This is a genomic window from Pseudomonas sp. PMCC200344 (assembly GCF_030053095.1).
GTDB classification, from domain to species: Bacteria; Pseudomonadota; Gammaproteobacteria; order Pseudomonadales; family Pseudomonadaceae; genus Aquipseudomonas; species Aquipseudomonas svalbardensis.
The window spans coordinates 1208417-1231761 of record NZ_CP125618.1 but is presented as its reverse complement, the minus strand read 5'-3'; the positions used below and the strand labels follow the sequence as shown (position 1 = coordinate 1231761).

General features: G+C 59.0%; 17 protein-coding genes. 8 read left to right on the top strand and 9 right to left on the bottom strand.

Annotated features, from left to right (window positions below):
- Together QFW87_RS05460 and QFW87_RS05455 are read right to left on the bottom strand one after the other, a co-directional pair.
- Positions 1-2358: an EAL domain-containing protein gene (locus QFW87_RS05460; RefSeq protein WP_283183116.1), complete on the bottom strand. Its 2358-nt coding sequence runs from the start codon at positions 2356-2358 to the stop codon at positions 1-3.
- Positions 2342-3019 carry a methylamine utilization protein gene (locus QFW87_RS05455; RefSeq protein ID WP_283189998.1) on the bottom strand — a complete coding sequence of 226 codons (678 nt, stop codon included), beginning with the start codon at positions 3017-3019 and terminating at the stop codon, positions 2342-2344. The genes QFW87_RS05460 and QFW87_RS05455 overlap by 17 nt, the downstream gene beginning before the upstream one ends.
- A 331-nt stretch (positions 3020-3350) precedes the next feature.
- Between QFW87_RS05455 and lon the strand changes: the two genes are divergently transcribed.
- From lon to cmoB, 6 genes are all read left to right on the top strand, one after another.
- Positions 3351-5768 (top strand): endopeptidase La, encoded by a 2418-nt coding sequence (gene lon, locus QFW87_RS05450; protein WP_095131615.1) that lies wholly within the window; start codon positions 3351-3353, stop codon positions 5766-5768.
- A gap of 206 nt (positions 5769-5974) precedes the next feature.
- Positions 5975-6367, top strand: a complete 393-nt coding sequence (locus QFW87_RS05445) for a protease inhibitor I42 family protein (protein WP_123368345.1) — start codon at positions 5975-5977, stop codon at positions 6365-6367.
- 2 nt (positions 6368-6369) lie between these two features.
- A complete protein-coding gene (locus tag QFW87_RS05440) occupies positions 6370-7002 on the top strand; it encodes a lysoplasmalogenase (RefSeq protein ID WP_283189997.1) in 633 nt (210 codons plus the stop codon).
- Positions 7003-7153: 151 nt separating this feature from the next.
- Positions 7154-7639 carry a hypothetical protein gene (locus QFW87_RS05435; RefSeq protein ID WP_283183112.1) on the top strand — a complete coding sequence of 162 codons (486 nt, stop codon included), beginning with the start codon at positions 7154-7156 and terminating at the stop codon, positions 7637-7639.
- A 159-nt stretch (positions 7640-7798) separates the two neighbouring features.
- A complete protein-coding gene (gene cmoA, locus QFW87_RS05430) occupies positions 7799-8578 on the top strand; it encodes a carboxy-S-adenosyl-L-methionine synthase CmoA (protein WP_223432750.1) in 780 nt (259 codons plus the stop codon).
- Positions 8575-9531 (top strand): tRNA 5-methoxyuridine(34)/uridine 5-oxyacetic acid(34) synthase CmoB, encoded by a 957-nt coding sequence (gene cmoB, locus QFW87_RS05425; RefSeq protein WP_283189996.1) that lies wholly within the window; start codon positions 8575-8577, stop codon positions 9529-9531. The genes cmoA and cmoB overlap by 4 nt, the downstream gene beginning before the upstream one ends.
- Positions 9532-9663: 132 nt before the next feature.
- On the opposite strand, the gene tadA is transcribed toward cmoB, so the two are convergent.
- The 7 genes from tadA to treP all read right to left on the bottom strand — a co-directional run bounded on the left by tadA (position 9664) and on the right by treP (position 19187).
- Positions 9664-10161 carry a tRNA adenosine(34) deaminase TadA gene (gene tadA / locus QFW87_RS05420; protein ID WP_150633813.1) on the bottom strand — a complete coding sequence of 166 codons (498 nt, stop codon included), beginning with the start codon at positions 10159-10161 and terminating at the stop codon, positions 9664-9666.
- Positions 10161-11537: a multicopper oxidase family protein gene (locus QFW87_RS05415; protein ID WP_283189995.1), complete on the bottom strand. Its 1377-nt coding sequence runs from the start codon at positions 11535-11537 to the stop codon at positions 10161-10163. The genes tadA and QFW87_RS05415 overlap by 1 nt, the downstream gene beginning before the upstream one ends.
- Positions 11538-11835: 298 nt before the next feature.
- Entirely contained in the window at positions 11836-12135 is a 300-nt protein-coding gene (locus QFW87_RS05410) for a PTS transporter subunit EIIB (RefSeq protein ID WP_283183108.1), read from the bottom strand.
- Positions 12136-12137: 2 nt separating this feature from the next.
- On the bottom strand, positions 12138-14678 hold the full coding sequence (ptsP, locus tag QFW87_RS05405; RefSeq protein ID WP_283189994.1) for a phosphoenolpyruvate--protein phosphotransferase: 2541 nt from the start codon (positions 14676-14678) through the stop codon (positions 12138-12140).
- Positions 14679-14740: 62 nt separating this feature from the next.
- The gene (locus QFW87_RS05400) at positions 14741-15964 is read right to left on the bottom strand and encodes a carbohydrate porin (RefSeq protein WP_283189993.1); all 1224 of its coding nucleotides are present in this window, start codon (positions 15962-15964) and stop codon (positions 14741-14743) included.
- Positions 15965-16059: 95 nt separating this feature from the next.
- Positions 16060-17709: an alpha,alpha-phosphotrehalase gene (gene treC / locus QFW87_RS05395; RefSeq protein WP_283183105.1), complete on the bottom strand. Its 1650-nt coding sequence runs from the start codon at positions 17707-17709 to the stop codon at positions 16060-16062.
- Between the two features lie 35 nt (positions 17710-17744).
- Positions 17745-19187, bottom strand: coding sequence for a PTS system trehalose-specific EIIBC component (gene treP / locus QFW87_RS05390; RefSeq protein ID WP_283189992.1), 1443 nt, complete (start codon positions 19185-19187; stop codon positions 17745-17747).
- 237 nt (positions 19188-19424) lie between these two features.
- Here treP and treR point away from each other — a divergent pair, with 237 nt between their 5' ends.
- Both treR and QFW87_RS05375 read left to right on the top strand, forming a co-directional pair.
- Positions 19425-20129, top strand: a complete 705-nt coding sequence (gene treR, locus QFW87_RS05385) for a trehalose operon repressor (RefSeq protein WP_283189991.1) — start codon at positions 19425-19427, stop codon at positions 20127-20129.
- 134 nt (positions 20130-20263) lie between these two features.
- Positions 20264-23323, top strand: a complete 3060-nt coding sequence (locus tag QFW87_RS05375) for a membrane-targeted effector domain-containing toxin (protein WP_349294104.1) — start codon at positions 20264-20266, stop codon at positions 23321-23323.
- The last annotated feature ends 22 nt before the right edge of the window (positions 23324-23345 follow it).

Below are 23345 nucleotides of genomic sequence, written 5' to 3'. Positions count from 1 at the left end.
TCAATGAACCATGGAAGTTTGAGCGCTCAGGGGCAACGCCACCCAAGCTTCGAACGCCGCCGCGCTCAGCGGGCGACTGATGAGATAACCCTGCGCCGTGTCGCACTGCCAGCGTTCGAGCAAACGCAGGCTGTGGGCATGTTCAACGCCCTCGGCCACCACTTTGAGTCCCAGGTTATGGCTCATTTCGATGGTCGAACGAACGATCACCGCGTCCTCGCTGGTTTCATCCAGATCGCGAACGAAGGACTGATCGATCTTCAACTCTTGCACCGGCAAACGCTTGAGGTGAGCCAGCGATGAGTAACCGGTGCCGAAGTCATCCACCGACAAACTGATGCCGCAATCACGCAACTGATGCAGCACTTTCAGGGCTCGCTCCGGTTCACGCATGACCGCGCTTTCGGTGATTTCGAAAATCAATTGTTCAGCCGGCAAGCGATAAACCCGCAACAGCGCCGAGACCCGCTCGGCCAGGTCATCACTGAGCAAGTCATCGGCAGAAATGTTCAGCGACAGCTGCAAACGCAGGCCCCGGCGATTCCATTCCGAGAGCTGGCGCATGCCTTCGCCGATCACCCAATTAGTCAACGTTTGAATGCTGCCGGTGCGCTCGGCCAAGGGAATGAATTCTGCCGGCGAGACCATGCCAAATTGCGGATGCTGCCAGCGCAGCAAGGCTTCTGCCTGGCGTACATGGCCTTTGCTGATGTCGAGTTTGGGCTGGTAATGCAGCAGGAATTCGCCATTGCTTGCGGCGTGGCGCAAGTCACGGATCAGGGTGATCTGGCGGCGATGTACGAGGTCACGGCCCTGTTCGTAGATTTGCAGGCGACCGGGCAATTGCGCCGCGTCTTTCATCGCAATCGCGGCGCGCTCCAGCAAGGTGTTCGCGCTCAAGCCATCCACGAGATAGGCCGCGATGCCCAGACGACACTCAAGCATCAGGTCATGGCCGTTGATGCGTTGGGGCTTGAGCAACAATTGTTGAAGCTGATCGGCCACCGCCACAGCTGCGTCACTGTCCATACCGTCGAGTAACAACAGGAATTCATCGGCAATCAAATGCGCCACGGTATCGCCGGGGCGCAGCGCGACTTGCAGGCGTTCGCCGGTCTGGCGCAGTAGTTGATCGACCGACTCAGGGCCAGCGGTTTCGTTGATCGCCCGCAGGTTATCGATGCCCATGTACACCAGCGCCATCGGTCGTTGTGCGGAGATCGCACTGCCCAAGCGTTCCATCGCCAGCGTGCGATTGGGCAGGCCGGTGAGTGGGTCGTGCAAAGCGTTGTGGGCCAGTTGCAGTTCACGCTCGGCGATGCCGCTTTGCATGGAATTGAACGCCGTGGCGAGCAGGCCCAGTTCATCGCTGCGCTTGAGGCTGACCGGCGTCTGGTAATCGCCCTGACCAATCCGCTCGGCGGCCTCGGCCAGCGCGCGCACCGGTTGCGACACACCACGGGCCAGTAACAAGGCGCCGGCCAGCGAGCCGAGCAACGCCACCAAGGCAATGCCGAGGATCTTTTCATCCAGCGGCGCGAAAGCTTGCATCGCTGCATCCAGCGGACTTTGCAACAGCGCGATCACCTGGTTATCGCTACCTTGCGGAGCACTCGCCAGCATCAACGACTGGCCGAGGAAATTCTGATCGTGAAGCTCACTCAACTGCACCTGGCTGCCCTGCCGACTGCCGAGCATTAATCGCATGAGGCTGTCGTTCATGGCACTGGGCTGGGTGCTAACCAACTCGCCGACGTGCTGGCGATCGACGGTGAGGAACGACACTTCAAGGTTGGTCAGCGACTGCAATTCAGCCGCCCAACTTGCGTCCATGCTGAACCCCATGACCACCCGAGCGATCGGCAGCGGCGCCAGCACAGTGGCTTCCACCAACAAATGCGGCTTGCCTTGCAACGGCACGATCACCATGGTCTGTTGCGTGCGTCGGGCTTCTCGCAAGGCTTGGTCGTAGCGGAACGGCGTACCTTCGACGACGTCATCGAGGGTGCTGGCCAGGACCTTGCCGTCCATGCCCAGCAAAATCATGTCGCTGGCATTGATGCGTTTGCCATGGTTGAGCAGCACCGAGGCCATGGTCGCCGCGTCGCCGCTGGCCACCGCTTCGCGAAAACCGAAATCCGCCGCGAGCAACTGCGCGCCGTCGGCCAGCCGTCGGCCCCGCACTTCCAGTAACCGTTCGAATACCCGTGTGCCGACTTCCAATTGCGCACTGGCCTGGCCGCGCACCGCCGAGTTGGTCGCCGCCTTCACGCTGAAGTACAGCGCGCCGACCACCACCAGCAACAGCAGAACCAGGACACAGGCGACCCGCGCCTGAAAGCTACTGCGTAGTTTCATGGGTGGCTCGCTTAAAGGCATCGCCAAAGGCACTCGGTGCCGGCGCGGTCGGGGTTTGCTCGGCCTGGGCCTCGATGGTCAGGGTGAAGGCCTGCGTGAGGCCGGCCGCAGCGATTTTTACTTCTCCGCCGTCGACCGGTTGCATCCCCGAGGCTTGCGGGTGCCAGAGGGTGGCGTGATAAACCCCGGCCGGCGCGTCGAGGATCAATTGGCCTTGGGCGTCGGTCACTCCGAAACGCGGGTCATCGGTGACATAGACGTAGCCGAGCATCCAGTCGTGAATGTTGCAGCCGAGCACCACCACGCCAGGTTTGTCGAACAGCACCGGGTCGGACGGAGTGCCTTCGTACAGCCGCAGTTCAAAGCGCTTGGCCGGCGAAAACGAATAGACCTGATGGCGGATGTTGTCGCTGTTGGGAAATTTGATCGGCGTGCCGGTGTGCACCGCCAGCACGTGGGGCGCGAATTGCTGACTGCGCTGGTCCATGTCGGCCTTGAACGCGCCCACCGGCAGACCGACCGGACCTTGCAGGGTGACGACCGCATCGGCCAGGGATTTGCCATTTTGATCGTGCATCTGGATTTGCAGCGTCGCGGCATTGGCCAAACCAATGAGGCAGAGCGCTGCGGCTATGAATAAAGCAGAAATCAAACGGGCCATGGGCTTCCAAAAAAGTCAGGGAGTCGAAATGGCCTGCCTTGGCGATAGGATCGTACTGAAGCCCGACACGAAGCGGATGATGCCTGAATTAAGGCCAAGTGCCATCACTGAATAGTACATGACAGATGACCGCTCGCCCGGCCAAAACTTATGCAACAAGTTAGCTTCTGTATAGGTTATCGACCACGAATGAAAAAACTGAAGACGGGACGCACGTCCTATCGGGCAATGACCTGTCAAAATCCTGAACACACCCTGAAATATCCATCGCCATTGAAACCACCCCCCACCTGCCCCATCTAACACCCATACCCAATTGCGCAGGTGCCCCATGAGCGACCAGCAAGAATTCCCTGAAGACCCGAGCGAATACGCCGACCCAGAGAACGCCGAACACCACTCCACCGGCAAAGGCCTCGCCCTGCCAGGCCAGAACCTGCCGGACAAGGTCTACATCATCCCGATCCACAACCGCCCGTTCTTCCCGGCCCAAGTACTGCCGGTCATCGTCAATGAAGAACCGTGGGCTGAAACGCTGGACCTGGTGAGCAAATCCGATCACCACTCCCTGGCCCTGTTCTACATGGACACGCCCCAGGAAGATCCGCGTCATTTCGACACCTCGGCCCTGCCGCTCTACGGCACGCTGGTCAAGGTGCATCACGCCAGTCGCGAAAACGGCAAACTGCAATTCGTCGCCCAAGGCCTGACTCGCGTGCGCATCCGCACCTGGCTCAAGCACCATCGCCCGCCGTACCTGGTAGAAGTCGAATACCCGCACCAGCCCACCGAGCCGACCGACGAGGTCAAGGCCTACGGCATGGCGCTGATCAACGCGATCAAGGAACTGCTGCCGCTCAATCCGCTGTACAGCGAAGAGCTGAAGAATTACCTCAACCGCTTCAGTCCCAACGATCCGTCGCCGCTGACCGACTTCGCCGCCGCCCTCACGTCGGCCACCGGCAGCGAGCTGCAAGAAGTGCTCGACTGCGTGCCCATGCTCAAACGCATGGAAAAAGTCCTGCCGATGTTGCGCAAGGAAGTCGAAGTCGCGCGCCTGCAAAAAGAGATTTCCGCCGAAGTTAACCGCAAGATCGGCGAGCATCAGCGCGAGTTCTTCCTCAAGGAACAACTCAAGGTCATCCAGCAAGAGCTGGGCCTGACCAAGGACGACCGCAGCGCCGACATCGAGCAGTTCGAACAGCGCCTGGAAGGCAAGGTTCTGCCCGCTCAAGCGCAAAAACGCGTCGAAGAGGAAATGAACAAGCTGTCGATCCTCGAAACCGGTTCGCCGGAGTATGCGGTCACCCGCAACTACCTCGACTGGGCAACCTCGGTGCCGTGGGGCGTGTACGGCGAGGACAAACTTGACCTCAAGCACGCACGCAAGGTGTTGGACAAACACCATGCCGGCCTCGACGACATCAAGGACCGCATCCTCGAGTTCCTCGCGGTCGGGGCCTACAAAGGCGAGATCAGCGGCTCCATCGTGCTGCTGGTCGGCCCGCCGGGCGTAGGTAAAACCAGTGTCGGCAAATCCATCGCCGAATCCCTCGGTCGGCCGTTCTACCGCTTCAGCCTCGGAGGCATGCGCGACGAAGCCGAGATCAAGGGCCATCGCCGCACCTACATCGGCGCGCAGCCGGGCAAACTCGTCCATGCGTTGAAAGATGTCGAAGTGATGAACCCGGTGATCATGCTCGACGAGATCGACAAGATGGGCCAGAGCTACCAGGGCGACCCGGCCTCGGCACTGCTGGAAACCCTCGACCCGGAACAGAACGTCGAATTCCTCGACCACTACCTGGACTTGCGTCTGGACCTGTCGAAAGTGCTGTTCATCTGCACCGCCAACACCCTGGACTCGATCCCCGGCCCGTTGCTGGACCGGATGGAAGTGATTCGCCTGTCGGGTTACATCACCGAAGAAAAAATCGCCATCGCCAAACGCCACCTATGGCCCAAGCAACTGGAAAAGGCCGGCGTGTCCAAAGGCAGCCTGAGTATCAGCGACAGCGCCCTCAAAGCGTTGATCGACGGATACGCCCGTGAAGCCGGCGTGCGGCAGTTGGAAAAACAACTGGGCAAACTGGTGCGCAAAGCCGTTGTGAAACTGATCGACGAGCCGAAAGCGGTGATCAAGCTCGGCCCGAAAGACCTCGAATCCTCACTCGGCCATCCAGTCTTCCGCAATGAGCAAGTGCTGTCCGGTACCGGCGTCATCACCGGGCTGGCCTGGACCAGCATGGGCGGCGCGACCTTGCCGATCGAAGCCACGCGCATTCACACCCTGAATCGTGGCTTCAAACTCACCGGGCAATTGGGCGATGTAATGAAGGAGTCGGCGGAAATCGCCTACAGCTACGTCAGTTCCAACCTGAAGTCTTTCGGCGGTGATCCGAAGTTCTTCGACGAAGCCTTCGTCCACTTGCACGTCCCGGAAGGCGCCACCCCGAAAGACGGCCCAAGTGCTGGCGTAACCATGGCCAGCGCCCTGCTCTCGCTCGCCCGAAACCAGGCACCAAAAAAAGGCATCGCCATGACCGGCGAACTGACGCTGACCGGGCATGTACTGCCGATTGGCGGAGTGCGCGAAAAGGTGATTGCGGCGCGGCGGCAGAAGATCTTCGAGTTGATCCTGCCGGAGCCTAATCGCGGTAGCTTTGAAGAATTGCCGGATTATCTGAAGGAAGGCATTACCGTGCACTTTGCCAAGCGGTTTGCGGATGTGGCGAAGATATTGTTCTGATAATCATCTAGCGCCTGCACCACTGCTTTCGCGAGCAGGCTCGCTCCCACAGGGTTATCGCAATCCATTGTGGGAGCGAGCCGGCTCCGGGCGGCGTTCCGACGAAGGCGTCGGCACTGATGACGATGACTCCCTGTCGCCGTCACACTTTGTCTCATCTTCAGTTATGCTCGCCGTTCGTCGTGAACGCCGGAGCCACTGACCTTATGTCCCCCACCCGCCTGTTTGTCCCCCTCGCCCTCTCCTTGCTGGCCGCGTGCGCCACGCAACCGAAACAGAACGTGACCGTGGAAAAACAAAGCGAATGCCCGGTAAAACTGCACAGCGGGCAAAACCTGATCCTGACCCTGCCAAGCAACCCGACCACGGGTTATCGCTGGGCGATCCAGGATTCGGCCGGTGGCGTATTGCGCGCGCTCAGCCCCGAGGTCTACAGCAATCCGCAAGACGCGGGGATCGTCGGCAGCGCCGGCCTCTCGACCTGGCGCTTCCAGTCCTTCGCCGCTGGCACGGGCCGTTTGCGCCTGACCTACTCACAGCCATGGGCACCGGAAGTACCGGCAGTGGAAACCTTCGACTGCGCGATCTCGGTTAACTGATCGTGGGCTGGCTGATTCTGGCGCTGATGGGCGCGGTGACCTTTCTCTACGGCGTGAGCGTGCACGCTGCGTTGCTCTGCCTGCTGGTCAAGCCGCTGCCAGTATTGGCGCTGCTCGGTTGGTTGCACGACGCACCGCCCAGCGAGTACCGCCGCTGGATCAGCCTTGGATTGATTTTCTCCCTGCTCGGCGATGTGTTGCTGGCGTGGCCGGGGGATTTGTTTGTGTTTGGTCTTGGGGCGTTTTTGGTCGCCCACTTGGCGTATCTGAAAGCCTATTTGAGCGATTGCCGGCGGGTGGCGCCGTTACCGCTGATCATCGCTTTGAGCGTCGGCGCGGTGTTGTTGGGGATCTTGATTTCCAATGGGCTGGGTCCGCTGCTCATCCCGGTGATCGTCTACGGTCTGGCCATCAGCGCCATGCTTTGGCGGGCGCTGGCTCGACTCGGCACTGACGTGCCCAAACGCTCGGCGCTGCTGGCGGCCGCAGGTGCGGTGGCGTTTGTGTTTTCGGACAGCGTGATTGGCATCAACCGGTTTGTTGCGCCGTTCCATGCCGCGCCATACATAATCATCCTCAGCTACTGGTTGGGACAATGGGGTATCGCAGCCTCGGCATTTAATAAGGACAAATAGCAACTTAGCCAGGTTTCATAACCATAAAATCGATAAACCATCTCGAAAAGTTATAAAAACCTGTCAGATCTGACAGTAGCTCAGATTTTCTAACCCACTTACTCTCCCAGTGGCGTTATCCAACCACGAGCGTAAACCAAGGAAGAAAATCATGAGTCTTTTTAAAAGCAAAAATTCGACACTTTCTTTAGACCCCTTTGTCAGCGTCAACTGCGATATTGAAGCCAAGGTTTCAAACCGCGTAAAGTTTCATACTCAAAACATCCAGTTCGACAAAGACACTAACAGCAATTTGATTGCTTATATCGGTCGAAGCTATGAAAACGGCTTTAACGATTCCAAAAAAGGGATGATGTTTGTTTTCCCAAGTGACATTCAGTCCGACACCTATTCACCCAAAGACTCAAACTTTCCATTTGAGACATTTTTTTATTATGAAAATGGAGCTAACGCCGACTTTACGACGGCTTACCAATACAAACCCGAAAGCGGCACTATTACCGTCGAAGTAGTCCAGAACAACTCCGAGGCATTGCGCTACCTCATCAACTTTGACTTTAAAGGCAAAGACAACAGGACCGAAGAGCTGCACATCGCTGGCAAAGCCGAACTCAATGTTTTCATGCGTCCTAGATGATCTCGCTCTAAACAATAAATGACCAAGTCTTGCTTCTCGACTTGGTCATTCATTTGTCTTTTCCACATGCTCTCTGCAGCCAAATCCCCATCTGCCCCCTTCGCAAATCCCCCACGGTTTATCAGACAACCCGCGCATCCCCCCGTCAATTTGGCTAAAATGCCGGCCTTTTCCACTTATGCCGCTGGAACCGCCGTGAGCAAAGAACCCGATCGCCTTTTCGCCCAGCCTTTGGCCCAGGTGCCTGACTTCGCCTTTAACGAGGACGTGGTGCGGGTGTTCCCGGACATGATCAAGCGCTCGGTGCCGGGTTATCCGACCATCGTTGAAAACCTCGGCGTACTCGCCGCGCAGTTCGCCCAGCCCAACAGCGTGCTCTACGACCTCGGCTCGTCCTTGGGCGCCGTGACGCAGGCGCTACGTCGCCATGTGCGCACTGACGGCTGCCGTGTCATCGCTGTGGATAACTCGGCGGCGATGGTTGAACGCTGCCGCGAGTACCTCAATGGTCAGGACTCGATGTTCCAGGAGCTGCTGCCGGTGGAAGTGATCGAAGGCGACATCCTGGCCCTCGAATTCCAGCCAGCCTCGGTGGTGGCGCTGAACTTCACCTTGCAATTCATCGCCCCGGAGCAACGCACAGCGTTGCTCTCGCGTATCCACCAATCGCTGTTGCCCGGTGGCGCGCTGATTCTGTCGGAGAAGCTGCGCTTCAACGACCTTGAAGAACATGCGCTGCTCACTGACCTGCACGTCGCGTTCAAACGCGCCAACGGCTACAGCGAACTCGAGATCGCCCAAAAGCGCAGCGCCATCGAAAACGTCATGAAGCCCGACAGCCTCGAAGAACACCGTGAGCGCCTGTTGGCCGCCGGGTTCTCGAAAGTCGTGCCGTGGTTCCAGTGTCTTAACTTTGCCTCGTTGATTGCCTTGCCATGATTGATCTGTCCCCCCTCGCCCGCCGTCTGGCCGGCACACCGCTGGCCGACTGGGCCAACACCCTGCAGCGTCAGCTCGACAAGAAAATGGAAAAGGGTCACGGCGATCTGGAGCGCTGGCAGAGTGCGCTGGACGCTTTACCGAAGATTCAGCCGAGCGAAGTCGATCTGCTTAACGGCCTGACGCTGGACACCGATTGCGACGACGAAACCCGTGCGCAAATGCGCATCGCGCTGATGGGACTGTCACCGTGGCGCAAAGGGCCGTTCGATTTGTTTGGTGTGCACGTCGATACTGAATGGCGTTCGGACTGGAAGTGGTCGCGGGTTGCACCGCATCTGGATCTGAAGGGTAAACGCATCCTCGATGTCGGCTGCGGCAATGGCTACTACATGTGGCGCATGCTCGGCGCCGGGGCCGATAGCGTGATTGGTGTCGACCCGAACTGGCTGTTCTTCTGTCAGTTCCAGGCGGTGCAGCGTTACCTGTCCGAACCCAATGCCTGGCACCTGCCGTTCCCGTTCGAAGACCTGCCGCCGAACATGGAAGGCTTCGACACGGTGTTTTCCATGGGGGTGTTCTATCACCGCCGCTCGCCGGTCGAGCATTTGCTGGCGCTGAAGGATTGCCTGGTCAAAGGCGGCGAGTTGGTGCTGGAGACCCTGGTGATTGAAGGTGATCAGCAACAGGTATTGGTGCCGGAAGACCGTTATGCGCAGATGCGTAACGTGTGGTTCCTGCCGTCAGTACCGGCGCTGGAGCTGTGGCTACGCCGGGCCGGGTTCACGGATGTTCGCTGTGTGGACGTGAGCGTGACGACGGTCGAGGAACAGCGCGGGACAGAGTGGATGAAGTATCAGTCGCTGAGCGATTTCCTTGATCCGGAAGATCACAGCAAGACGGTTGAAGGGCTGCCGGCGCCGATGCGCGCCGTGATCGTCGCCCGTAAGTAGCGTCACAGTCCCCCAAACACCGAAGAAACCTGTGGGAGCGAGCCTGCTCGCGATGAAGGCCTGACAGTCAACGATGAGGTTGAATGACAGATCGCTATCGCGAGCAGGCTCGCTCCCACATTGGTTTTGTATCTAGTCTGAAGGCTTTGCGCGTCGGGCCTTGAAGAACTCGCTCAACACCGCCCCGCATTCCTCAGCCAACACCCCGCCCTCATACAGCACCCGGTGATTCAAAAATCCCTGGGTAAAAAACTGCCCCTGGCTCTGCACAATCCCGGCCTTCGGCTCCAGCGCCCCGTACACCACCCGCGCAATCCGCGAATGCACGATCAGCCCGGCGCACATGCTGCACGGCTCAAGCGTCACGTAGAGCGTGCTGCCGGGCAGACGATAGTTGCTGGCCGCCAACGCGGCAGCGCGGATCGCGACCATCTCGGCATGGGCGCTCGGATCATTACCGCTGATCGGGCAATTGAAACCCCGGCCAATGATTTCACCGTCCTGAACCAGCACCGCGCCCACCGGCACTTCACCCAGGGCTGCGCCTTGGGCGGCCAGGGCCAGGGCTTCGCGCATGAAGTCACGGTCACGGCTGCGGTCGATGATTACTGCAGGACGTATCTGACGCATCACGCCACCTCGATGGCGGCCATCAGGCCGGTTTCCATGTGGTCGATCACATGGCAGTGGAACATCCAGATCCCTGGGTTATCCGCCACCAGCGCGACTTGCGCGCGCTCGTTCTTGCCAAGCAAGTAGGTGTCAGTGAAGTACGGTATGACCTTGTGCCGGTTCGACGCAATCACCTTGAAGCTCATGCCGTGCAGATGAATCGGGTGTTGATACTGAGTCATGTTCTTCAATTCGAAAATGTAGCTCTTGCCCTTCTCGAGCTTGGCAATCGGGCGGTCGGCGCAAGTCTTGTCGGTAATGTCCCAGGCCTTGCCGTTGATCTGCCACAGGCTCGGCGGCTTGCCACTGTCGACGTTCACCGACACTGAGCCTACCCATTCGAAATTGAAGTTGAGTTTCTCGGCATTGGCCAGGTCCGGCTCGGCCACCGGGTTGGCGGGCAGCGCGGGTGGCCATTCGGTCGGTGTATCGGTGTTCGCCACCGAACGGAACGTGCCCAGTCGTACCGGGCCGTTGCGCAGGGACAGCTCTTCACCGGCCGGCGGTGCCTTGATCGCCAGGCAGATACGCATGCCCGGGCCAAGCCAGTATTCCTTGCCCAACGGGCGCGGTTCGATGGGGTTACCGTCCAGCGCGTAGATCTGCGCTTCGACGCCTGGAATATTGAGGCGGTAAGTCAGGGTGTTATCGAGGTTGAGCAGGCGCACCCGGGTGATTTGCCCGGCGGGCAATTCGATCACCGCTTGCGCGACGCCATTGATGGTCGACAAGCGCCCGGCCGTGCCACCACGGGCCGCTTCGCGAGGAATGCTGAACGCAACAAAAGCGCCCTCTTCATCGACGTGCCAGCTCTTGAGGCTCAAAGTCTTTTCGTACTTGAAGCCGGTAGGCTCGCGCTCTTCGATGATCAACGGGCCGACCAGCCCGCGTCCGAGTTCTTCGCTGCTGTTCACATGCGGGTGATACCAGTAGCTGCCGGCGTCGGGCACGCGGAATTTGTAGTCGAAATATTCGCCTGGCAGCACTGGAAGCTGCGAGACGTAGGGCACCCCGTCCATTTCCAGCGGGAGGCGGATGCCGTGCCAGTGAATGGTGGTCGCCACCGGCAGGTGGTTGATGAAACGTACCCGCAGCCATTCGCCCTGACGCACGCGCAACTCGGTGCCCGGCGCCGACGGGCCGAAGGCCCAGGCTTCGGTCTTGTGCCCGGCCACCAGTTCAACGTCCAGCGGTGCGGCGATCAGCTCGTAGTCGTGGCCCGCGTCGGCGTCGGCCATCTTGCCCAACCAGTACCGCGACGCGCCCCCCGCTCCAACACCAACGACAACAAGACCGGCCAGGCCTCCGAGGATTTGGCGACGGGTAAAGGACATGAACTCAACTACCTCACGTATCAGCGACAGGCCTGGGGCCTGTAAAAGGCGAATACGATACACCTGCGGTTGAGAAACAGTAAGGGCGGCGCGGCGTTCTGGGACAAGTTCAAAGGCCACCCCTCACCCTAACCCTCTCCCTAGGGGGTAGAGGGGACTGACCGAGTTGTTCTTGAGCTACATCGACCTGAGAAATCGAGTCGAACTCAGGCTTGAAAACCATGAAGATCAGCTCCCTTTCCCCCTCTCCCCGTTGGGGAGAGGGCTGGGGTGAGGGGTGGTTCTTGAAGCTGATCAACTAACGTCCGGCGACCACCAACCCCATCAACAAATGCACAACGCCTTCGTCCAGCACCATGACTCCAGGTACACCTGCCATATTTAAAGCCTGCCGATCCATCCGCCCAACATCCCGCAACTTCACCCGAACCCGGGTCAGTGCCACCGGCTGCTGCGACTTGAGGTTATCCATTCCGCCCAGTGCGGCGACGATTTCCGGGGCCAGACCAGAAACAGGCTGAGCAACCACTTTCGGCTCATCCACGATCAGGTCCGGAGTCAACGCTTTCCAGAACGCCCGCTGCATTTTCTCGAACATGCTCAGTTCTCCAGTACCCGTGAAGTATCGACCGTCGCCTCGTGATACAGCCGCAACGCCTCGCGCACTTGCTCGGCGCTTTCCAGCCCCAGCACCTGCTGGGCGATGGCCTGGCAGTCCACCAGATCCACTTCGCGAACCGCCGCTTTGATCGCCGGAATCAACGGCACGCTCACCGACAGTTCATCCACCCCCAATCCCAGCAGCAGCGGCACCGCCAGCGTCTCGGACGCCATGGCGCCACACACGCCGACCCATTTGCCATGGGCGTGGGCAGCCTTCACGGTGCTGGCAATCAAACGCAGCACCGACGGATGAAAGCTGTCGGCCTGACTGGCCAGGCGCGGATGATCGCGATCCATGGCCAGGGTGTATTGGGTCAGGTCGTTGGTGCCGATCGAGAAGAAATCCACCTCGGGCGCAAACAGATCGGCCATCAGGGCTGCTGCCGGCACTTCGATCATGATCCCCAGTTTCGGCAGGTCAGTGAGCCCCAATGACAGCGCCTCTTCCTCAAGCAACTGCCGGGCCCGTCGCAACTCCGATAGCTGCGTGACCATGGGCAACATGATGTGCAGACGGGCCAGCCCGGCGCTGCTCAGGATCGCCTTGAACTGGTCGCGTAACAGCTGCGGGCGCTCCAGGCACAAACGAATTCCGCGCATGCCGAGGAACGGGTTGGTTTCGCTGTCCATCAGCACGTAGGCCAACGGTTTGTCGCCGCCGACATCCAAAGTCCGCACCACCAGATTGCGCGCCGGCCCCAAGGCGCGGGCGATGGCGCTGTAGGTGGATGCCTGTTCGTCATGGCTCGGCGCATGATTGCGATCCAGATAAAGAAACTCCGAACGCAGCAATCCGACGCCCTCGCCTCCCAGTGCCATGGCCTGCTCCGCTTCAGCCAGCGAGGCGATGTTGGCCGTCACTTCAAAGTGGTGACCATCGCGGGTACAAGCCGCCAGCGCAGCGTGCGCCAACTCATGTTGATGGCGCTTCTGCTGGCGCTGACGATTGGCTTGCAGCTGCTCGATGGCTGCCAGGTCCGGGGCCAGATGCAGCTCGCCCTTGTCGGCGTCGAGCAATACTTGAGTGCCATTGACCAGCGCCAGCACCTGAACGGGCAACCCGCAGATCGCCGGTAATCCGGACGCCCGAGCGAGAATCGCGACGTGGCTGGTAGCGCCGCCACCGACCGTGGCGAACCCCAGTACCTTGCGGGTATCGAGCCCGGCGGTCTGTGACGGCGTCAGTTGTTCGGCGATCAGGATCGCCCCCTCAGGCAGCTCCATCGCCTGATCCTGTATGCCGAGGATCAGCTTGAGCACTCGCTGGCCGACATCGGCCAGATCCGCCGCCCGCTCCGCCAGCAAGGCATTGCCCAGGCTTTTGAACAAGGTTGCCGCCGACTCGGTGGCCGCGCGCCAGGCGAACCCGGCACTTTTGCCTTCGTCGATCAGCACGTGAGCCACTTCCAACAAACCCGGGTCTTCGAGCAATTCCTGGTGAGCCTTGAAGATGTCTGCCTGCGCGCTGCCAATGGCGTTGTCACGCAACTGTTGCAGGGCCACCTGCGCCTCGGCCAAGCCGCGGGACAGATGATCGCGTTCAACCTGCGGTGTGGCGCCGAGTTCATTCACTTCCAGGTGTTGTTCGGCTATCTGCACCACTTGGCCAAACGCCGATCCGGCCGATGCGCAAACCCCACGCAACACCGTCAGCGATAAAGCCGCAATCGCATCCGCCTGCACCTGCACCTGCGCCGAGGCCGCCACCGCTTCACCGCATCCAGTCAGCAGCAGCTCGGCCAGCGTCTTGATCGCCGCTTCAGCATCCGGGCCGGCCGCGCTGACTTGCACAACGTCACCGTGAGCGGTCTGCAACGTCATGATCGCCACCAGGGATTTCGCGTTCACGCTGACCTGCTGTTTATGCAGGAAAATACTCGCTGAAAACCTCTTGGCGGCCTGAGCGAACACCGCCGCCGGGCGGGCGTGCAAGCCGTTCGGGTTGGCCAGCGTCACCGGTTTGGAGAACAGCGCCTCGCCCTCCTCCGGCACCACTTCATCCGTCATCTGATCGGCCGTATTCAAACCCAACAACGGTTGGCCGCTGTCCACCAGACCCGTTTCAGGTACCAGCCAAGTGAAGGGCTCGGCACTGACCACCAGCATCAAAGTCAACAAACTGCGCGCATGCAAGGCGATGTAATCGGCATCGAACTCGATCAGCGACTGCCCAACGTCAACCTGCTCGCCCTCCTCCACCAACCGCGTGAACCCCTTCCCGGCCAGGTTCACCGTGTCGAGGCCAATGTGCATCAACACCTGCACGCCATTTTCGCCGGTGATGCTGATCGCATGCCCGCTGGCCTGCACATTGCTGACAACCCCTGCCAGCGGCGCGCACAACGTCGTTGAAGTCGGATCGATGCACAGGCCATCGCCGATCACGCGGCTGGAAAACACCGGATCGGGCACGAAGTCCAGTGGCATCAATACGCCGGACAGGGGCGCGTGCAGTTGCAATTGTTGGGGTGTGGCCATGACGTCACCTGCTGTTTTGTTCTTTGAAGTGCCGATGGAGCGCGAGGCTCCGACAGCATCGCTTATTTCCACCAGTACTCGACCTGCAATCCGACATTCGAACCGTGTCGCGCCGTGCCAAAGGCGCCGGTGTCGGACAATGCCGAACCCTGCGCCAGTTCATTGGCCGCCCGTTTGGCCGCCTCGTTCCAGCTGGCATAGGTGTAATACAGACGCACCTCGGGGCGCGCCCAGAATTCCGGACCTTTGGGCGACCAGGTCGGGGCGAAGGTGAACTTGCTCAGCTTGCGCGTGCCGCCCGTGGCTTCGACCTGATCGTGACCCAGTTCGGTCACCAGTTTGAACTGCTCGGTGATCGCATAGGCCGGGCGAACGCCCAGGGAAATCCAGTTCTGGTCAGCGCCGTCCGGGCGAATGTCTTTCTGGTAAACCGCCTCGACTTGCCCGCCAAATCGCGGCGTCACCTGCCAGTCGAAGAACTCCACCACCCGGTAACTTTTGTTGCTGTCGTCCAGCTTTACGTTACCGGTATAACCCAACCCGGTGCCGGGACCTTCGCCGTACTGGAAAGCCAGTTTGTTCTTGCCGCCCAGAAAACCTTTCTGCACATGCTGGGTGGTGATCGCCCAGCCACGGTGAGCATCGCGGCTGTCGGGTTTGTCGATGTAACTCAGGCCAAACTCCAGTTCACCGCCGGGGTTGGTGTTGAAACCAGCGACGTTGAAGTCGTGACGGTTGATGTAGTCCTTCTGGTACAGGTTGTCCTTGCGCGAGAAGGCATAGCTGTATTTCAGATCGCCGATCAGCACGTCCTCGATACCGCCGCCGGTGGCGCTCTGGTTCCAATAGTAGAAGTCGGAAATGTGAATATCGTTCCGTTTGTAGTAACGCCGACCGGCCCACAGCGAACCGCCGTTGAGGCTGGGCATGTTCGACCATTGCACGTACGCCTGCGGCAAGCGCACCGAGCCATTGTCACCGTTGAACGTCAGGTCCTTGTCGTACTGGTTATACAGCGACGCCATGCCATCGACGCTCAGCACCGAACCGTCATCCAGCGTGTACAAATCCTGTCGTAGTTCCAGCTCCGCGTACTGCTCACACTCGTTGCCCAAGCGGTATTTGGTCTGCGCACCCGGCAGTTGGAAACACTGCTGTTTACCGCTGTTGACCGAGGTCCCGACGCCGCTGCGCAAGTAACCGGCGAACTCCAGCGCCTGGGCCGAAAGAGGCAAAACCAGGCATACGCTCGCGGCCGCAAGACTGCGATTTATTGTTGTTTTCAAGAACCACCCCATTATTTTTATTGTGTTCAGCGGCAAAATCGGCGCGCAAAACTCCCCCGCGCAGCGTTCTGCGTGTTGTTTTAAAACAGTGTTTTTTAGTGGTTGGTCAGGTGCAGAACGAACGACTCAAAGGGCCGTAAAAACACCTGCCGATTACGCGGCGGACAGTCCGGGTAGTTGCTGATCACCAACCGCTGCGTCATCGCCTCGCTGATCACTTCATTCGGCAATACGACTTCACAGGTTGTGCCGTAGAAGTTGTTCAACACCAGTAACCGTTCGCCATTGCCCTCACGCACGTACGCCCAGATTTGCGTGTGCTCGGGCAACAGTTGCCGGTAAACGCCGTCGGACATCAACGCTTCACTGCGGCGCAGAGCGATCAGTTGGCGGTAGTGATGAAGCACCGAATCCGGGTCATCGAGTTGGGCGGCAACGTTGATCTGCGTGGCGTTGGCCGGCACACCGATCCACGGTTCACCAGCGCTGAAACCCGCGTTGGGCTCGGCATTCCAGTGCATCGGCGTACGGCCGTTGTCCCGGGACTTCTGCATGATCGCCGCCATGTTGTCGGCGTCGCTCGCACCCGCCTCGCGCTTGAGCCGGAAGATGTTCAGCGTCTCGACATCGCGGTACTGATCGATGTGATCGAAACCCGGATTGGTCATGCCCAACTCCTCGCCCTGATACACAAACGGCGTGCCCTGGAGGAAATGCAGCGCCGTGCCGAGCATCTTCGCCGAGAGCACGCGATATTCGCCGTCATGACCAAAACGCGAGACCACCCTTGGCTGGTCGTGGTTACACCAGAACAACGCATTCCAGCCACCGCCGGCCTGCATGCCGGTTTGCCAGTCGGAGAGAATGCGCTTGAGTTCGAGGAAATCGAAATCGGCACGAATCCACTTCTGCAGGTTCGGGTAATCGACCTTCAGGTGATGGAAATTGAAGGTCATCGACAGCTCTTTCGACTCTGGCCGCGAGTAACGAATGCAGTGTTCCAGGCTGGTGGAAGACATCTCGCCGACGTTGATCAGGTCATGGCCTTCGAAGACTTCACGGTGCATTTGCTGCAAGTACTCATGCACGTTCGGGCCATCGGTGTAGAAGCGTCGACCGTCGGTGTTGTCCTCGGGGAAGTCCGCCGGCTTGGAGATCAGGTTGATCACGTCCAGACGGAACCCGCCTACGCCCTTGTCGCGCCAGAAACGCATCATCTTGAAGACTTCGGCACGCACCTTGGGATTGTCCCAGTTCAGGTCGGCCTGAGTGTGGTCGAACAGGTGCAGGAAATACTGACCGGTCTGGGCTTCGTACTCCCATGCCGAGCCACCGAACTTGGATTCCCAGTTGTTCGGCTGGTCGCGCCAGATGTAGAAATCGCGGTATGGGTTGTCGAGGCTGCTGCGGGCCTGCTGGAACCAGGTGTGCTCGATGGAAGTGTGGTTGACCACGATATCGAGCATCAGCTTGATCCCGCGCTTGCCGGCCTCGGCGATCAATAACTCGCAATCGGCCATGGTCCCGTAGCTCGGGTCGATGGCGTAGTAATCGCTGATGTCGTAGCCATTGTCGCGCTGGGGTGAGCGCAGGAACGGCGTGATCCACAGGCAATCGACACCCAGCCAGTGCAGGTAATCGAGTTTAGCCACAACGCCAAGCAAATCACCCGTGGGGTTGCCGGCGTGGCTGTGAAAACTCTTCGGGTAGATCTGGTAGATCACCGAACGTTGCCAGTCTTGCATGGCGGGATTCCTTCAACAAATTGATGTGGCGACCGTCAGGCAACCCGATACCCAGGCCGAACAATCTTCATGCTCAACCCGCAGGTCAGAACAAACGGCACGACCATGGCAATGACCATCCCGATCACGAATATCGGAATGAACTGCGGAATGATCGAGATAAAACCGGGCAAGCCGCCGACGCCGATCGCCGAGGCCTGGACCTTGTTCAGCGACAGGAAGATGCAACCCATGGCCGAACCGATCAGGGCTGCGTAAAACGGAAATTTGTAGCGCAGGTTGACCCCGAACATGGCCGGTTCGGTGATGCCGAAGTACGCGGAAATCGCCGAGGTCGATGCCATGCTTTTGTCTCGCACATTGCGGGTCATGTAGAACACCGCCAGTGCCGCACTGCCCTGAGCGAGGTTGGACATGACGATCATCGGCCAGATAAAGGTGCCGCCCTGTGTAGAGATCAACTGCAAGTCGACCGCGAGGAACATGTGGTGCATGCCGGTGATCACCAGCGGCGCGTAGAGCAGACCGAAAATCGCACCGCCGACCATCGGCGCCAGGTCGAACAGCATGACCACACCTTCGGTGATGAGAATCCCCAGATGCCGGGTCACCGGGCCGATCACTGCCAGCGCCAGCACGCCGGTGACGACAATGGTGGTGATCGGTACGACCAGCAATTGAATCGCGTTCGGCACCCGCGCCCGCAGCCATTTTTCGATGACGCTCATCACATAGGCCGCCAGCAGGATCGGCAAGATCTGTCCTTGATAGCCAACCTTCTCGATCTGGAACAACCCGAGGATGTCGAAGTAGGGCAGGCTCTGCCCATCCAGCCCGGCCACCGCTTTGCCATAGTTCCAGGCATTGAGCAAATCAGGGTGAACGAGCATCAGGCCGAGCACGATGCCGAGGATTTCGCTGCCGCCAAACCGTTTGGCCGCCGACCAGCCCACCAGCGCCGGGAGGAACACAAACGAGGTATTGGCCATGAGGTTGATCAGACTCCAGAGCCCGTCAAGCTTCGGATAGGCGTCGAGCAGGGTCTGGCCCTCGATGAACATGCCCTTGGCGCCAATCAGGTTGTTGATGCCCATCAGCAGGCCGGCAATGATCAACGCCGGGAGGATTGGCATGAAGACGTCGGAAAACACCCGCACCAGGCGCTGCATCGCGTTGATCTTGTCGGCGCTTTTTTGTTTAACGTCGGCGATGGTTGAAGCCGCGAGACCGGTTTGACGGCGCAGTTCGGCGTAGACCTTTTCAACCTCGCCAGGGCCGATAACCACCTGAAACAGGCCACCGGTGAAGAACGAACCTTTGACCAGATCAATCTGGTTCAGCGTGGCGCTGTCGACCAGGCTCGGGTCCTTTAGGGCCAGGCGCAGGCGGGTGACGCAGTGCGCGGCCTGCTCGAGGTTGTCGCTGCCACCGAGGCTTTGCAGCAGCTCGCTGGCGATGTTCGGGTAGTCGTGGCTCATGCTTGTTCTTCCGCTGTAGTTTTTTGTTATTGGCAGCACGCCGAAACGAAAAGTACTCGTCTGTACGAGTTAAAGCAACAACTCGTACAGACGAGTTTGATTTTGTTTATCCTGAACCCGACCGGCGGCGACATTTCCTACCTCAAAAGTCAAAGAAACCTAACGCCGCATGGACAAACCCCTACCCTGCCCTTAAGGTTCGAAACCTTGAGCACAGCGCCGTACAGAGCCATCCCCATGAGTAAATACAACCAGATCTACAGCGATCTGCTTGCCAGCATCACGACCGAACGTCTGGAACGCGGCGCCCGGTTGCCTTCCGAAACCGAACTGATGGACAGCTACCAGGCCAGTCGCGGCACCGTGCGCAAGGCCATCGAGCAACTTCAGGAGCGCGGTTTCGCTCAGAAGGTCCACGGCAAAGGCACGTTCGTCCTGTCGACCAACCCGATCGAATTCCAGTTGGGCGGCATCGTCAGCTTCCAGGAGACCTACCCGCGCCTGGGCAATGACGTCAGCACCGAAGTGGTCGAGTTCACTCAAATCCCCCTCGAAGGCCCCTTGCTTGAACACATCAAGGCCGAAGAAGGCAGCCTGATCACACGGATCAAGCGAGTGCGGCGGATCGACGGCAAACGCGTGATCCTCGACATCAACCATTTCGTCAGCGACGTGATTCCCGGCCTGTCCCGAGACATCGCCGAGCACTCGATCTACGCCTTCATCGAGCAGACCTTGCAACTGCAAATCGCCTACGCCCAGCGCACCATCGAAGCAGTGCCCCGGAGCAAGGACGACCAGCAACACCTGGACCTCGACGGCCAGAGCCATGTGATCGTGGTCAGCAACCAGACGTTTTTGCAGGACGGACGGCAGTTCGAATACACCGAGTCGCGGCACACCCTGGACAAGTTTTACTTTTCTGACATTGCACGGCGCTGAGCCTGACTCAGACCTTCGTCATGCCCTACTTCTTCTATCAGCAACAGACCATCACCAGATACCCAGTAGCTTACAGATGGCACCGATGCCCCTTGAGATAGTGAGCGCCCCAACCACCTCTCAAGGAAAACATCATGGACGATGCTCAAAAAATCACCCTGCCCGACGCTGCAGATGTGTTGGCCCTCCAGGCCCTGATCACTGATCTCGTTGCCGATTGCCCCGACCTGCACGCCATGGCGTATCAGGTCGCCAAGGACATTCTCGTCCAGCACAACATCACGGATATCGAACCCGACAAGGTCTACTGGCATCGGTTTAATGCCGCTCAAAGCAGCTCGAAGACCTTTACCGGCTGGCAGCATGTGTTTGAAACACCCAGGGAGTCGATGACCTTCCCGCAACTGGTCATGCAGCGTTTCAGTGTCCACGACCAGGACAACGGGGACCTGCTGGACGTTGACAGCGGTTTCTACCGTGCCGACGGCAATGCCGGAAACTACGATGAAACCAACGAGATTCGCCTGCATGCCAGGGATGTGTTGAAAACCTTCTGGGATATCAATTTCGCTGACCGTTACAAAACGGCCATCGCGACGTTCTGGGAAAAGCACAGCGACATCTTCCGTGCGCTGGCCAAGTGCACGTTCATTGCCAAAGCCATTGAAGACTACGAGAAGGGTCACTTGACCCGAGAACACTTCACCACGGTGCTCAGGGCTGTCGTCGGTAATGTAAGCAGGCCGCTCACCGGGCAAATGCTGCTGGACGAGGCGTCAGCGGGCAGCGGTTTATCGATTCGCAAGTTTTGCATTGACCACTTCGTGTCGACGGACATCCTCAGCATCACTGACGACAGTGACCTGAACATTCTCTACATTCCGGGCGAACCCAGAGGATTTCACTGCTTTAACAAGGTCGAGGAGCTGCACGAATGGCTGGTCAATGAGGTCAAGGACGCTGAAGGCCGCGAACGCATGCTCATGCACTTCAAACAGGAAGAGCGGGATGTCCTTCAGGAAAAGCCGACTTCGCTGGGGCACAAACTGGCCAACTTCACCGGCATTGGTTTGATCGTTCATGCGTTTGAGGAGACGGAAACCGAAAATATCGGCCTCACCCACACCTATGACGTATTGCCCGGCGAATATGCAGCCGCGGACCATCATTTGCTCCACTACCGTGGCGAGAGAATTGCCGGTGATGCGTTCACCCATCTGAACCGGTCCACTCATGAGCGCATGCTCAGCGACGCCAATTACCTGCTGCACTCCAACGGCGAGATCAGGAAAAAACTGTGGATAGGCTATCTCAATACCTTCAACCACACCTTTGGACCGATGGCCGCCCTTGCTTGGCCGGCAGCGCTGGTTGTCATTGGCGCGGGCATTGCCAATGTCGGGCTTCACATCGACCAGGCCATCAACGCTACTACCCCTGCGGAACGCAAGGCAGCCGTCACAGGTGCCATTCTCGGTAGCGTGGACGTGCTGTTCAACTTGCCATTTTTACGAGGGGCGGCCGAATTCGCAGAAGCAGCGGAAACAGAAGAAGCCGAGGAGGTACTCACGGCCGAGGAAGATCCAGGAGAGTCGGGCATAACAGTGCATCCCCCCGTCGAAGCCATTGCACCCCGCCCAAGCGATTCCGACATATTGGCTCCTTTTGAAACCAATGAAATTCTCGATGGCTATTCCCCAATCAACGCCGAAGGCAAGTTTCAAGGTATCTATCAGCCTGAGACAGGCGGTAATTACATTGCCATCGGTGACAGTTTCTACCTGGTGCGTTACAGCAACGAACTGAAAACCTGGGCAATCATTGACCCGGTCAATCCTTACTCCTTTTACCGCAACATACCGGTACGCCTGAATGACATGGGTGAATGGGTGCCCCTCACGCGTCCCGGCCTGGTAGGCGGGGGCAAGTTTGCCGATCTGTTTGCCAGGGCCGAGCCGCCACTCCCGGACTTCGATGCCCCGGCGACTGAATACGATGTTCCGCAGGACATCAAGCCAGCCCTCAAACAGGCGGCCAAGGGTATGGCCTCGAAGGGGGATTTGAAGGACGGCTTTGTCAATCCCAATAATCCGAACGATGAGCTGGAAGCCTTCAAAAGACTGCGCCGAACGCTGCACGACGACGCCGTGACCTTCTATTCGCAACCGCCGCTGCCACCCAGACCGACCATTCCATCGTTCATCGCGAATGCAAAGCTCCAGGACATCATCAAGACCCTTTTCAAGCGGTCACAGAGCCTGGTCATCGGTGAAAGCCACGACAGCGTGGGCAGCAAACAGTTTCTGGTCGAGAACATGAGCGTGCTGCGCAAACAAAAGGTCAAAACCCTGTACATGGAGCATCTGCTGACCGATTTCCATCAGGCTGACCTGGATGTGTTCAATCGCACTGGAGTGATGTCCGAGGATCTGGAAAGCTACCTCAAGGACCTTGATGCAGGTTTTTCGACTGACCCCAGCGAACAATTCACCTTTGAGCAGGTGGTCAGGACGGCGCAAAAAAACCATGTTCGCGTTCAGGCCATCGACTGCCTCGCCAGTTACCGCAGCACTGGCATTCAGGGAGCAAACATCAATTTTCGGCAAAAAATGATGAATTTCTTCGCCCGCCAAGTCATCGGCGCCGACCAGACGGCCAGAGGCGCGCATCGCTGGGTGGCGTTGGTCGGGAACAGCCACGCCAATACCTATGCCGGCGTAGCGGGTGTCAGCGAACTTGAAGGCAGCATCGGGCTGCGTATTGAAAGCGTGGGCCCGGATGAGCTCGGCGGTATCAAGGTCGACCCGGGGGTGGCCGACGAGCCGCGCCCGGGGCAAGCGGCCGGTTTTGCCAAAAATGACTTGTTGCTGCAAATCCCGACGCCGAAAAGCGTGATCCTGGCGCAAAGGCTGGAGGATGGCCTGCCCAGGCCGGGCATGTACGCCCTCAGCACCAGTACCGGTGAACCCTTTCTGGTTCACCGCAGCAGAACCCTCACCAACAGAGTCATCACCAGTAACGGCATCATCACCCGTGGCAAACTCGTTCGAACACCCATCAAGCATGATGCAGAGGGGTACTACGTCGAACGGGATGCCTGGCAGATCAACGGCCGACGCTTTCAAACCCCCGACACCTTGAGTTCAGCGCTGCACAGAATGGGCATGACCCCCGTCCGACTACCCGGCGTCTAAAACGAAAAAGGCCGAGTGAACA

What these genes read in the sequence shown, in the direction of transcription:
- QFW87_RS05455 (WP_283189998.1), bottom strand. Translation starts at nt 3,019, where the DNA reads ATGGCCCGTTTGATTTCTGCTTTATTCATAGCCGCAGCGCTCTGCCTC.
- ptsP (WP_283189994.1), bottom strand. Translation starts at nt 14,678, where the DNA reads ATGGCCACACCCCAACAATTGCAACTGCACGCGCCCCTGTCCGGCGTA.
- treC (WP_283183105.1), bottom strand. Translation starts at nt 17,709, where the DNA reads ATGCAAGACTGGCAACGTTCGGTGATCTACCAGATCTACCCGAAGAGT.
- QFW87_RS05460 (WP_283183116.1), bottom strand. Translation starts at nt 2,358, where the DNA reads ATGAAACTACGCAGTAGCTTTCAGGCGCGGGTCGCCTGTGTCCTGGTT.
- QFW87_RS05410 (WP_283183108.1), bottom strand. Translation starts at nt 12,135, where the DNA reads ATGTTCGAGAAAATGCAGCGGGCGTTCTGGAAAGCGTTGACTCCGGAC.
- lon (WP_095131615.1), top strand. Translation starts at nt 3,351, where the DNA reads ATGAGCGACCAGCAAGAATTCCCTGAAGACCCGAGCGAATACGCCGAC.
- cmoB (WP_283189996.1), top strand. Translation starts at nt 8,575, where the DNA reads ATGATTGATCTGTCCCCCCTCGCCCGCCGTCTGGCCGGCACACCGCTG.
- treR (WP_283189991.1), top strand. Translation starts at nt 19,425, where the DNA reads ATGAGTAAATACAACCAGATCTACAGCGATCTGCTTGCCAGCATCACG.
- cmoA (WP_223432750.1), top strand. Translation starts at nt 7,799, where the DNA reads ATGCCGGCCTTTTCCACTTATGCCGCTGGAACCGCCGTGAGCAAAGAA.
- QFW87_RS05415 (WP_283189995.1), bottom strand. Translation starts at nt 11,537, where the DNA reads ATGTCCTTTACCCGTCGCCAAATCCTCGGAGGCCTGGCCGGTCTTGTT.
- QFW87_RS05375 (WP_349294104.1), top strand. Translation starts at nt 20,264, where the DNA reads ATGGACGATGCTCAAAAAATCACCCTGCCCGACGCTGCAGATGTGTTG.
- QFW87_RS05435 (WP_283183112.1), top strand. Translation starts at nt 7,154, where the DNA reads ATGAGTCTTTTTAAAAGCAAAAATTCGACACTTTCTTTAGACCCCTTT.
- QFW87_RS05445 (WP_123368345.1), top strand. Translation starts at nt 5,975, where the DNA reads ATGTCCCCCACCCGCCTGTTTGTCCCCCTCGCCCTCTCCTTGCTGGCC.
- treP (WP_283189992.1), bottom strand. Translation starts at nt 19,187, where the DNA reads ATGAGCCACGACTACCCGAACATCGCCAGCGAGCTGCTGCAAAGCCTC.
- tadA (WP_150633813.1), bottom strand. Translation starts at nt 10,161, where the DNA reads ATGCGTCAGATACGTCCTGCAGTAATCATCGACCGCAGCCGTGACCGT.